Raw genomic sequence first — 12,097 nt, forward strand, 5'->3', positions numbered from 1 at the left:
TCTGTGACACAATGGTAATTAGCGCGTACGAGACGCGTAATAACTTAATACCCACAAACTTTTATAGCGCGCAGAATGCCTCGCGCGGCGGCGGTACAGTCCATGGCTGTGCCTGCGCCCGAGGTAGCGCCTGAAACAGACGATGTACAGGAGTAAGCCCGAACATGGTGGCACAGAACTCTCAAGAAACAACTGAAAACCTCAAGGCGGCGGCGTCTTTGGCCCAGAACTTGGATCGTGGCCAGCTCAAAGACAAGGTCCGCGTTTATGCCCTTGCCAAGCAGCTGGGGCTTGCCTCGCGCGATCTGGTGGCGCAGCTGAAAGAGATGGGGCTAAAAAAGAGCGCGCAAAGCTCCCTTACCCGTGAGGAAGCAGGCCAAGTGCTCGATGCTGTGGCTAAAGCCGCGGCGCTTGGCGATGCCTCCTCTGACGATACCAGCGAAGCCTCCACCGCCGCACCGGACACGGAGTCCGCAGACAATGCTGCTGTACCGCAGGAAGATAATTCAGGCAAGCAGCCCGAGAAGAAGCCGGCGAAGAAGCGCGCCAAGCGCGCACGCAAGGCCACTCGCAAATCCGCAGCCCCGGTGTCCGAAGAGTCGGCCGAGACCGACGCAGCGGGGGAGCAGCCCACAGAAGACGAAGAACGCCTACGCCACCGCGTGCGCAAGAACGTGGATAATGAGATCTCCCAAATCGAAGACAAGGTAGAAGCGTCACTCGCCAAGGCCGCAGCCGATACCGGCTCAGCTGCCGAAGACGCCGCAGCGGCGGAATCCGCGGATGAGGTGGAAGAAGCGCCGGCGAGTGCACTCGATACCGGCACAGTTGATGCGGCGAAGCTGCACGAAGCGCTTGCGGAGGCCGGCGAGGATTTCGAGGATGACTACTACGCCCCGCACATTGTCCCGCGCGCTGAATCTGAGGAAGAATCCGGGCACTATGACTTTGCGCCGATCTTCATGGCCCCACAGCAAGATGATGCAGCGGCCTTCGCACTAGTTGCAGACGCTGCGGAGGAAGATTTCTCCGGCGATGACTCCGAAAGCGACGATGCTGCCGAGGAAGTGAGTGAGCAGCCGGACTCCGGCCGTAGTTCTGGTAAATCCGAGGCTCGCCGTCGAGGTCGCCGCGGCGCCTCCCGCGGACGCGGCGCTAGCTCGAACCGTGAGGATCAGGCTACCGAGCCCGAATACATTGACGAGCCGAAGGCCATCCGTGGCTCCACGCGCATTGAGGCCCAAAAGCGCCGCCGCGCGGAACTGCGCGCAAAGGGCCGCACCCGCCAGCACATTGTTTCCCAGGCAGAGTTTCTTGCCCGCCGCGAAGCCGTGGAGCGCACCATGGTGGTGCGCGATAAGGAGCGCGAGGATGGTGCCGGAATCATCACGCAGGTGGGCGTGCTAGAAGATGACCTGCTGGTCGAGCACTTCGTTACCACCGAGTCCCAGGCTTCGCTGATTGGCAATATTTACCTAGGACGCGTCCAAAACGTCCTGCCGTCGATGGAGGCGGCCTTCGTAGATATCGGACAGGGCCGAAATGGCGTGCTCTACGCCGGTGAAATCGATTGGCGCAAGACCAAGCTGCATGGGCGCGCCCGCAAGGTAGAAAACGCCCTGAAGTCCGGCGATCAGGTATTGGTTCAGGTGGCCAAGGATCCAATTGGTCATAAGGGCGCGCGTCTGACCACCCAGATTTCCCTTGCCGGCCGCTACCTGGTCTATGTGCCAGGCGGCCGCAGCGCGGGCATTTCCCGCAAGTTGCCCGCCCCGGAGCGCAAGCGCTTGAAGGATATCCTGGGCCGCGTGGTGCCGGGCGATGGGGGAGCGATTATCCGCACCGCTGCCGAAAATGTCTCGGAAGAGGCGATCGCTACCGACGTCAATCGCCTGCACAGCCGGTGGGAGGACATCATCGCCCACGCCAAGAAGGAAAAGTCTTCCAAGGGCGCTAAGCCGGTGACCATGTACGAAGAGCCGAACATGCTCATCAAAGTGGTGCGCGATCTCTTCAACGAGGACTTCACCGAGCTCGTCGTCGATGGCAAGCGTTCGTTCAATACCGTCCGCGCCTACGTCGATTCCATGGCGCCTGACCTTGCGGATCGCGTGGTGCGCTTCCGCGCTAAGGACCACGGCGGGCAGGATGCCTTTGAGGTCCACCGCATTGACGAGCAGCTGCATAAGGCCCTCTCGCGCAAGGTATGGCTGCCATCCGGCGGCACGCTGGTGATTGACCGCACCGAAGCCATGACCGTCATCGACGTAAATACCGGCAAGTTCACCGGTTCTGGCGGCAACCTAGAAGAAACGGTAACCCGCAATAACCTCGAAGCGGCCGAAGAAATCGTGCGCCAGATGCGCCTGCGTGATTTGGGCGGCATGATTGTGGTGGACTTTATTGATATGGTCTTGCCAGAAAACCAGGACTTGGTCCTGCGCCGCTTGAAGGAGGCCTTGGGCCGCGACCGCACCCGCCACCAGGTTTCTGAGGTTACCTCTCTGGGCTTGGTGCAAATGACCCGTAAGCGCCTTGGCACCGGGCTGGTGGAGACCTTCTCTACCGAGTGCGAGTGCTGCCATGGCCGCGGGATCATCATTCACCAGTACCCAGTGGACGAGGCTGAGGACGATTCGCGCGCGAAGCACTCTGGGCACAAGTCCAAGTCGCACAAAAAGCAGACTCATGATCCGCAGCAGCACCCGGCTGCGGTGGCGATGCATAAGCACGAGCTTGATGACGCCCCTGAAAGCGATTCCAAGCCCAAGCGCTTTAAGAAAACGCAGGCGCCGGTCTACGGCACCGAGAGCGAAGACGCCGCACGGGAATCCGCAAAGACGTCGCTGGAGGATCTCGTAGCTAACGTCGTTGTGGATGAGCGCGGTGCGGACGAGCCGCACGCTGATCAGAACACGCACAGCGGAGACCGAGACAGCGCTAAGGAGCGCGGACGCGGCCGTGGCCGCCGTCGGGCTCGCAAGCACACCCAGACTGAAGTATCCGATATCGAGGCCATCGCATACGCTGCGGCGGATAATGCTGCGGAAAGCGACGAGGTACAGGAATTTAATTCCTACGTCCCCGATGCGGATACGGACGCGGACTCGGGTGCCATCGCTAAGGCCCACCCAGATGCTGGGGCGGGCCCCAAACGTGGCAAGAAGCCGCGCCGGGCGACGCGCCGCGCTAAGGCCACACGCGCTGGCGCAGGCAGCGAGCAGAAAGCCCCGGAGTCTGCAGCAGGCAAGACCTATGAGGAAGCCGTAGCTGAGTTTGAAGCTTCCCCGCGCCGCAAGCGCCGCACACGCGGCAATTCGCGTTCTGATAGGCGTCCACAGCCGCAGGAATTCGCAGTTGCCGGTGAACAGGAGTCTGCCGTACCCAAGGCCGATCACGCGGTACCCGCATCCGATGGCGGTAACGCAAGCGAGGCCGCAGCACAACAGGGGCAGAAGGACTCGCGCGGGGAGCGAAAGGGCCGCCGGCGTGGTCGCCGTCGCACGGTGCGCACTCAACAAGCCCAAAGCCGTGTTTCCTCGCGCCTGCCACACGAGGTAAAGGAGAAGACGCAGGAGCACGAGCAGGCGGGCGGCTCGGCCGAGCAGCGTCATGAAAAGGCCGTTGGCACCACACGTGCGGGGCGCACCGGTGGCAAGGGCCGCGGGCGTCGCCGTGCCGTGCGTCAGGCTTCCCCTAAGAAAGCCGTAGCAGAGAACCCGAAGGCAACGAAGGCCGAGTCGGGCCGTTCTACGCGACAGGAAGGCTCGCCGGAGCGCACCGGTTCTGGGAACCGGGCGGGCTCGAGCGATTCCAAGGTCTTGCGCCGTGGCAAGAAGAGGGCGGTGCGCAAGAAGAGGACGTCGGCAAGAGCGAGGGCCCCAAAAGCACAGGATAACGACGAGCAGAAGCAGCCTGCGGCGAACGGAGTCCACCCAGAAAAAGCCTCAGCTAAATCTGGGCGCGGGCGGCGCCGCGTAGCACGGCGAAGCAAGTCTTAGGGCTACGCCACGCGGGCACGAAAAGCGTGGTTTGTATTTTGTGCCCGCTACGGGGTAGTCTTTGACAGTCGCTGTTTAGTACTCACAGCGCTGGATCAGTCCGACACTCACTCAGTGAGTTGTACGGGCATGTTCGCGCGGGAACTAAACGCAATATGTAAGTGTCCATTCGGAACGCGGCCTCCCCGGTTGCTTCCGAGCGAGTTTAGATAAGGGGTAACCCTCTATGTACGCGATCGTCAAGACCGGCGGCAAGCAGTACAAGGTTGCTGAAGGTGACCTCGTCAAGGTCGAGAAGATCGAGGGTGAGCCAGGCTCTGCCGTAGCTCTCACCCCGGTTCTGCTCGTCGATGGCGCCGATGTTAAGTCCAAGGCTTCCGACTTGGAGAAGGTTTCTGTTTCCGCAGAAATCGTTGAGCAGGGTAAGGGCCCGAAGGTCGATATCCTGAAGTACAAGAACAAGACTGGTTACAAGAAGCGTCAGGGCCACCGTCAGCCTGTGACCACCTTGAAGATCACCGGTATCAAGTAAGCCTTAACCGGCTGTAATTATCCCTGAAGGAGGGAAAACCACATGGCACACAAGAAGGGTGCTTCCAGCTCCAGCAACGGTCGCGATTCCGAGTCTAAGCGTCTCGGCGTCAAGCGCTTCGGTGGTCAGCAGGTTAATGCCGGCGAGATCATCGTGCGTCAGCGCGGTACCAAGTTCCACCCAGGTGAGAACGTAGGCCGCGGCGGCGACGATACCCTGTTTGCGCTTGCAGCTGGCTCCGTTGAGTTCGGTATCAAGCGTGGCCGTCGTATGGTCAACATCGTCCCGGCTGAAGAGGTTGCTGCAGAAGCGACTGCCTAACTTCAGGCCGATTAGGCTAATCCTCGAGTCCGTCCCACAGCAGTGTGAAGGGCTTGGGGATTTTCTGTTGTAAAAGGGCTCTCGGATTCTGCTTCTCGGGGAACACCTGTTGTCGGTGGGGTTATTGTATGGAGTCGAATTGGGTCCAGTTTCTCCTATTATGTCGCCGTTTGCAGCGTTGATCAGGTTGGTGGTTCATTCTGAGTGGCTGCTGGTGTGGATGGTTTAGCAAAGTCTGTGGCTTATCGGCCTGCTGGTGAGTTGGACTTGCCGCGCAATCATCGCAGGCGTACTAGCTGTGTGACAGTCAGGCGATAGCCTGATTGCGGCTTGAAGGTGTGACACCGATTCATTTTGCGAGTCCGCTTTCTATAAGCTCTAGTCCGGTTTATGGGACTGGTAATGAGCTTGGGTTGTGGAAGCGCAATCCGCATGCTCGCGAAGATGCGCAACTACTCGCCGGTGTGGTTATATGCAGCTGCGTGAATGTGTAGGTCTCAAAGATGTAGCTTTAGATTGTGGAATTCATCCGCGTGATGTTGCTGATATGGACCAGGCGTTATTAAAATTTCCACTGGGCATGTGCTTTTGTCCCGGCTGGCCCGGATTTGGCGCTGTATAACAAGCTTATGTAGGTAATCCCGTATGTCGTTGGCCGCCAAGCAGTCCTTGGCCCGGCTATTCCACAAGAGCGTATTGATAGGCGTATTTCTTCGCGTTACCTGTCGGTAGAAGGCGTGAGCTCATCTTTGATCTTGACCGGCAGGGTAAAAGCGTGTGTGAGACAGCTCGGCGTTTTCAGTACTCTGCTAGCACTATCAGCAAGAAGCTTTAGCGTAACCGGGACGAGTTTGGGGTGTATCTTCCCACATATGCGCACCGTAAATCGGCGTCGAGTACGTTTACGCCGGAAGCGCAGGATTGATGCCAATCCACGTTTGCGTGAGACGGTCTGGGCGATGGTGAAAGATAGGTACTCGCCGCAGCAGATGTGCGGGTGGTTGCGTAGTTGCTATCCCGGTGATGAGGCTACGTACGTGTGTCCTGAAAGGATCTATCAACCTTTGTTTTCCCAGGCTAAATACGAGTCGAAAAAGAAGTCGCTGCTGCACTACGTCGAGATCACGCGCAACGTCGACCTCGTGGCACGCGAAGCGCGCCCGCAAGCGGTATGTCGATCCTACGGTCATGATTTCCGACTGGGCGGTACCAGGTCTTTGTGTAGCTGATCTCATCCTAGGTGTTGATAACCAGTCTGCAAATGGGCGCTCAAGTAGAGCGAACCATACGCTATGTAGTGCCTCCGAAGTAAACAAAGGGTTTACTAAAACAATTGCTATCTTGAGTTCAGAAGATTATTGCACCACCTTGTTGTAGGACAGCGTTGTTGTAGCTGGGGTAGCTCGTTCCCTTTGACGTCTGAGTCAGATGGTAGCGGTCTGAAGGAGGTTAGCAAGAGAGACTTGCGGTATATGTGGCCGCTAGATCTCGTAAGATACTCTTATATTTCTGTGTAGGCTGTTGGCATATAAGTAGGATCTTAACGGGGAGCGATGCTCATGACGTGCAGTGCATGGTAGGTATGGAGCAGCTGCCGTGTAGGTGGCGCCAATGCAGACTTGGTGAAGGATGTGGTCTACACCTGACGGGTTGTAGGCCAGCAGATGGGATCAAATAAAAATATCCCTACGTATAGTGTGTCGCAAGGGAAACCCTTGTTGTCTTAAGGGATCTTCACTGATTCCTGTAGAGAGCGGTCGCTCAGTTGGGGATTTGCGGCACGTCAGAAAGGATAAAAAGCTGATTTGCCAACGTGTAAAAGGCCCGCAGGAACATAATCGGAAGAGAAGCTATTAAGAAGAGCCAACTGTTCAGTGGAATAAAGCGTACAGATTAACCCCCTATAAAGGGGTGTTATTAGGGGTGCCTGGGCGCTAGGTAAAAATAAAGACTTTTAAATTAGAACGCGGATAGTTAACCTACGCGTTTATCTCTTTTAACCTATCCTTCAATTTAATTGAAAGGCGGGCTACATAATCGCTGTTGAATTCCCAAAAGATGAGTATAGGCTTAACTGAGGCTGGGTTAGCATTATGATTTCCTAGTTGAAAGGGGGTGCAATTAGTTTGTGGAGCAGAATTTCTGTTGCGGAATTGTCACCTTATGGCAGAATACCTTTAGTGGGACGTGAGAGCGGTCCTGCAATCGAACCCTATCTGGGCTGAAAGCTCGCCAGAGGATACCGAGGAGTATGAGTATGAACTTTGACCTGTCGACCATCCAGGATTACCTATCCACCATCCAGCTTCACTTGGACAACTTCGTCAACACCCAAGAAGGTTGGTACAAGATTCTGTCCGGCGTGACCGAGATCTTCTCTGGCAAGAATCTTGAAAATGCTGTTGATGTGATCAACCCGCTGTCCGAGTCCGAATAAAATAATTCAAGTATCCTAATTCCTGAAGGAGTCAAAATGTCCGAGCTATCCAGCGTTGTGTCCGAGCTATCCAGCGTTTCCAATACAGTCGTAGAGGTTGTTAAGGCTATTGTTGAGCCGTTTGTAAATATTGCTGACGGCGCTTCCCAGCTCATTGGTATGTTCGTTTAAGAACCTGCCCAAGTAGACCGCAGGTGTCAAAAAGATACTTGGTCTACTGCGTATTTACCCCATTTGCCTGACTAGCAATGTTGCTTAGGGCAAGTGGGGTAAATTTTTCGGTACTGAAGTGGCCCGAGTTTTGTTCCTAGCTTTTGCCTTGGGGTTTTATTATTTCCTGTGGTGGGTTCTGGTTTGGATAATTCGGTTTCCGTCTCGGCTGGGTCTGGGTGTCTTAAATTTTTCGTGGAGCTTGGTTTTGTTCCATCACGACACCATTTGGGGTTTGGAGGTTCCGCATCGGCAGCATTATCACATACTGTGAGTATGGATGAGTTCATGGTCGTAGGAACCATTAAAATTTTTCGGCTAGAGCATTGTCGTAAGAGTTCCCGACAGTTCCGGTGGAAGGAGTGATTCCTTGCCGGGGAAGCTGTTTGTTGTAGACAACGTAGTCTTACAGCAAGCCGGGGTAGGAATGGTGCACCGAACCTGTTTTTCTTTGGCGGATAAGATCACTGGGTTGAAAGCATGCAGCGGCAATGCTTCGGTGCGCATGGATTTTGATTACGACGATCCGGCAATGTGTTGAGTAAACGTATAAGTGACAATCGCGGTGTACACAAAGCCTTTCTTTGTGCGCGCGGTTGTTATGTCGGTCATCCACAGTTTGTAGGGGCATTGGGGTTTAAACTCATGGTTGGCTAGGTTTGGTGCAAATTTGGCGCGTTGGGCTTGCGCGTTGTTATAGGTGAGCGTCCTTTGCCTTGCCAGAATTGTCGGCCAAGCGCATCAGCCGGGAGGTTTGTTCACGCTCGAGTATGCCCCGCTGGTCTAAAGCTCGGCGGAAACACCGATTTCCTTAGCCACATAAGATACCGGGCGCTCTTACTCGAATACTAGGTTCGTGGCTTTGCGCCGATATTCCGGCGTGTACTTCTTGCGCTGTTAGCTCACAATGATCATTTTCTCCTACGGGCACAAAATCCGTACGAATAGGGTCCACTAAACGAGTGGTAATCTCATAGGGATATCAATGTGGCTGGGCTGTAGTTACTGTCCGCTGTCTTTGTACGGCTCGTTGCGGTAATTGTCGGTTTCGGCGGCAGTTTTAGTCTCTGGTCATTACGGTTTGTAACGTGCGTCGAACTAGGTTATTGGCAGCCGTGGTGGTCGTTTCTAGGCTGTCAATGTGTTTCGCAATTTTAGGGTGGGCAAGAAGCTTCTTATCAATTGCATGAGTCGTGGTCTTATAAGCTTAGATCTGGTCGTGTCGCAGTAGTCATTCTGGTCTAACTCTTCATGCAGGTTGGGTATCTGCCTACAAACCATCAGACACTCTCTATTGCCCACATGTCTCTTTACTCAAAAGAATTTGCAGCCTTTTGCAAAATATCTTGTTGTTCGTGCAACTCTATGATTTTCTACCTGGCGGATTCGCTCGAAATTGGCCCTCACCCATAGGCAATATCGCGCAAAGCTCTAGTGCCGGAACGTTTGCTGGTGCCGTGTTAGTGGGCCTGAAAAAGGCGGGAACGTTTTCAACAAACCTCGCTGAAGCTGAAGGAAGCAGGCGACTTCAATGCACTCTGAGCGGACCATAGCACCACGTTTGAGTTGTTCGGAGTATTTAGGCATGGTGGTACAGTTCATTTCTTCTCCACCAAGCGGGGTACTAGGTGTCTACCTAGCAAAATCCAAGTCCTCCTAATAAGAATATTCAATATTCACATTATGTTAAACGGTTGGAGTCCAGCCCAAGATACGCATTACACTGAGTAGGACAACTATTCAATGCACGGAGGATTTGACCATGGCACGTTTTATTGACCGCGTTGTCCTGCACCTGCAAGCAGGTGACGGTGGACACGGCTGTGTGTCTGTCCACCGCGAGAAGTTTAAGCCATTGGGTGGCCCGGATGGCGGCAATGGTGGCCACGGCGGTGACATCATCCTCGAGGTCTCTGAACAAATCCATACGCTTATGGATTTCCATTACCGCCCGCATATTAAGGCGCAACGCGGCGGCAATGGAGCCGGCGATATGCGCAATGGTGCTCGCGGCGAGGACCTGATTTTGGAGGTCCCGGCGGGCACGGTGGTCCGCACTGAAAAGGGCGAAACCTTGGCGGACCTTACCGTTCCGGGAACGCGGTTTGTGGCCGCAGAAGGCGGCTTCGGCGGACTAGGCAATGCGGCATTGGCCTCAAAGAACCGCAAGGCACCGGGTTTTGCTCTCCAGGGTGAGCCGGGCCAAGCCCATGATCTTATCCTCGAGCTGAAGTCCATGGCGGATGTAGGGCTGGTGGGCTTTCCATCGGCTGGTAAGTCCTCGCTTATCTCGGTTTTGTCGGCCGCGAAGCCCAAGATCGGTGATTACCCCTTTACTACGCTGCAGCCGAACCTGGGCGTGGTGGATATGGGAGATAGCTCCTTTACTATCGCGGACGTGCCGGGGCTTATCCCAGGCGCGGCCGATGGCAAAGGCCTAGGCCTGGATTTCTTGCGCCACATTGAACGCACGGCGGTGCTTGCCCATGTGGTCGATACTGCCACCATTGAGCCCGGCCGTGATCCCGTTTCCGATATTGAGGCGATGGAAAATGAGCTGGCAAAATACCAGGAGGCTTTGCAGGAAGATACTGGTTTAGGGGATCTGCGTGAGCGCCCCCGCGCCATCATCTTGAATAAAGCAGATGTGCCTGAGGCCGAAGAGCTGGCGGAATTTGTCAAGGATGATCTGGAAGAGAAGTTTGGCTGGCCTGTCTTTATTATTTCGGCCGTCGCTCGCAAGGGCCTGGATCCGCTGAAGTTCCGGCTCATGGATATGGTGACCGAGCATCGCAAGGCCCAGCCATTGCCAAAGAAGGATAAGAACCACACCGTTATCCATCCCAAGGCCCAGGGCCATAAGAAGCATACCGGTGTATTTGCTGATTTCACCGTGAAGGCCGATCCTGAGGTCGAGGGTGGCTTCATTGTTGAGGGCAAGAAGATTGATCGCTGGATTACCCAAACTGATTTTGAAAATGATGAGGCAGTGGGCTTCTTGGCGGACCGCTTGGCCAAGGCCGGCGTGGAGGAAGAGCTGCGCGAGCAGGGCGCTGTGGAAGGCTGTCCGGTGACGATCGGCGGCATTACCTTCGAGTGGGAGCCGATGACTGGCGGTGATCCGACGATGGCCAGCCGCGGCGAGGACGCCCGTTTGAAGGGCACTAGCCGCGTTTCCGCCGCCGAGCGCAAGCGTGCCTCTCAGGCACGCCGTGGTCTTATCGATGAATACGATTACGGCACCGACGAAGAGGTCACTCGCGAGGGTGCTAATCGGGATAGGTGGCAAGGCTAGCTCGGTAGGCCCCCTCTTCTTGGGGTGTATAAGAGGGGGCGCTTTGTAGACTCGGTTGGCATGTCTTCTGATCAACAGAAAGAGCCCATCCTTCCACTTCCGGTAGAGCCTTTTGACGGGCCTACCGCCGATACTCCCTTTCCAGAACCGCTCGATGAGAACCCGGTAGCGTCCGGTTTTGAATCTGAACTTCGCCACGAGATCGCGCACGCCAAGCGCGTCGTGGTCAAGATTGGTTCCTCTTCTCTCACGGATGAGAATTTCCGTGTTTCACAGGAAAAGATTGATCACATCGTCGATGCCGTTCATGCGCGCATGGGCCGCTCCGATGTCATTATCGTTTCTTCTGGTGCGGTCGCCGCCGGCATGGGGCCGCTCGGGCTGCACCAGCGTCCCACCGATCTGGCTACCAAGCAGGCCTCCGCTTCTGTAGGCCAGGTGCACTTGGCCTATGTGTGGGGCCAGTCCTTTGCTCGCTATCAGCGCACCATCGGCCAGGTTTTGTTGACTGCGTCAGATACTGGTCACCGCGATCGCGCCCGCAACGCGCAGCGCACCATTGATCGCCTGCGCCAGCTGCGTACCATTCCTATCGTCAACGAGAATGACGCCGTGGCTACCTCGGAGATGCACTTTGGCGATAACGATCGCCTCTCCGCGCTGGTGGCCAACCTGGTGGGTGCTGATGCGCTCTTCCTCTTCTCCGATGTGGATGGCCTGTATGACAAGAACCCGGCCGAGCCGGACGCTAAGTTCATCGATGAAGTGCGCACCGGCAAGGACTTGAAGGGCGTTGTAGCTGGCGATGGCGGCAAGGTGGGCACCGGTGGTATGGCCACCAAGGTCTCTGCAGCCCGCCTGGCAACCCGCGGCGGCATTCCGGTGCTGTTGACCTCCACGGATAATATTGGCCCCGCGCTTGCCGACGCCTCTGTGGGCACCGTCTTCCACACCCGCGAGGAACGCCAGCTTTCCGCCTGGAAGTTCTGGGCACTTTACTGCGCAGATACCGGCGGAGCCGTCCGCCTCGATGAAGGCGCTAAACAAGCCGTGACCGAGGGCGGTAATTCACTGCTGGCCGTGGGCATTACCGATGTGCAAGGCGAGTTCACCAAGGGCGAAATCATCGATATCCTCGGTCCGAATGGCGAGGTCATCGGACGTGGCGAAGTCCGTTTCGACTCCGAGGAACTGCACGGTATTAAGGGAAAGAAGATGGAAGAACTTCCTGAGGAGCAGCGCCGCTCAGTTGTTCACGCCGATTACCTCTCCAACTTCGCCTCCCGTATTTAAACCCAAGT

8 protein-coding genes are annotated in these 12,097 nt (G+C 56.1%); all 8 read left to right on the forward strand.

Annotation, left to right across the window (positions count from 1 at the left end; translation table 11 throughout):
- Window positions 1–164: 164 nt before the first annotated feature.
- A complete protein-coding gene (locus WMP97_RS02425) occupies window positions 165–4,001 on the forward strand; it encodes a translation initiation factor IF-2 N-terminal domain-containing protein (protein ID WP_340439707.1) in 3,837 nt (1,278 codons plus the stop codon).
- A 226-nt stretch (window positions 4,002–4,227) separates the two neighbouring features.
- Window positions 4,228–4,533 (forward strand): 50S ribosomal protein L21, encoded by a 306-nt coding sequence (rplU, locus tag WMP97_RS02430; protein WP_005324077.1) that lies wholly within the window; start codon window positions 4,228–4,230, stop codon window positions 4,531–4,533.
- A gap of 42 nt (window positions 4,534–4,575) precedes the next feature.
- Entirely contained in the window at window positions 4,576–4,854 is a 279-nt protein-coding gene (rpmA, locus tag WMP97_RS02435; RefSeq protein WP_005324079.1) for a 50S ribosomal protein L27, read from the forward strand.
- A 775-nt stretch (window positions 4,855–5,629) separates the two neighbouring features.
- A complete protein-coding gene (locus WMP97_RS02440) occupies window positions 5,630–5,689 on the forward strand; it encodes a hypothetical protein (RefSeq protein ID WP_232212622.1) in 60 nt (19 codons plus the stop codon).
- 1,422 nt (window positions 5,690–7,111) lie between these two features.
- Window positions 7,112–7,291 (forward strand): hypothetical protein, encoded by a 180-nt coding sequence (locus WMP97_RS02445; RefSeq protein ID WP_023020937.1) that lies wholly within the window; start codon window positions 7,112–7,114, stop codon window positions 7,289–7,291.
- Window positions 7,292–7,327: 36 nt separating this feature from the next.
- Window positions 7,328–7,462 (forward strand): hypothetical protein, encoded by a 135-nt coding sequence (locus WMP97_RS02450; protein ID WP_023020938.1) that lies wholly within the window; start codon window positions 7,328–7,330, stop codon window positions 7,460–7,462.
- Window positions 7,463–9,263: 1,801 nt separating this feature from the next.
- Window positions 9,264–10,796 carry a GTPase ObgE gene (obgE, locus tag WMP97_RS02455; protein WP_340439708.1) on the forward strand — a complete coding sequence of 511 codons (1,533 nt, stop codon included), beginning with the start codon at window positions 9,264–9,266 and terminating at the stop codon, window positions 10,794–10,796.
- A 60-nt stretch (window positions 10,797–10,856) separates the two neighbouring features.
- Window positions 10,857–12,089: a glutamate 5-kinase gene (proB, locus tag WMP97_RS02460; protein ID WP_034660157.1), complete on the forward strand. Its 1,233-nt coding sequence runs from the start codon at window positions 10,857–10,859 to the stop codon at window positions 12,087–12,089.
- Window positions 12,090–12,097 lie beyond the last annotated feature (8 nt).

This window comes from Corynebacterium sp. KPL4072 (assembly GCF_037908395.1).
GTDB classification, from domain to species: Bacteria; Actinomycetota; Actinomycetes; order Mycobacteriales; family Mycobacteriaceae; genus Corynebacterium; species Corynebacterium kefirresidentii.

Bases quoted from the DNA above. Each gene is read 5' to 3' on its own strand.
- WMP97_RS02425 (WP_340439707.1), top strand. From the start codon at position 165: ATGGTGGCACAGAACTCTCAAGAAACAACTGAAAACCTCAAGGCGGCG.
- rplU (WP_005324077.1), top strand. From the start codon at position 4,228: ATGTACGCGATCGTCAAGACCGGCGGCAAGCAGTACAAGGTTGCTGAA.
- rpmA (WP_005324079.1), top strand. From the start codon at position 4,576: ATGGCACACAAGAAGGGTGCTTCCAGCTCCAGCAACGGTCGCGATTCC.
- WMP97_RS02445 (WP_023020937.1), top strand. From the start codon at position 7,112: ATGAACTTTGACCTGTCGACCATCCAGGATTACCTATCCACCATCCAG.
- WMP97_RS02450 (WP_023020938.1), top strand. From the start codon at position 7,328: ATGTCCGAGCTATCCAGCGTTGTGTCCGAGCTATCCAGCGTTTCCAAT.
- obgE (WP_340439708.1), top strand. From the start codon at position 9,264: ATGGCACGTTTTATTGACCGCGTTGTCCTGCACCTGCAAGCAGGTGAC.
- proB (WP_034660157.1), top strand. From the start codon at position 10,857: ATGTCTTCTGATCAACAGAAAGAGCCCATCCTTCCACTTCCGGTAGAG.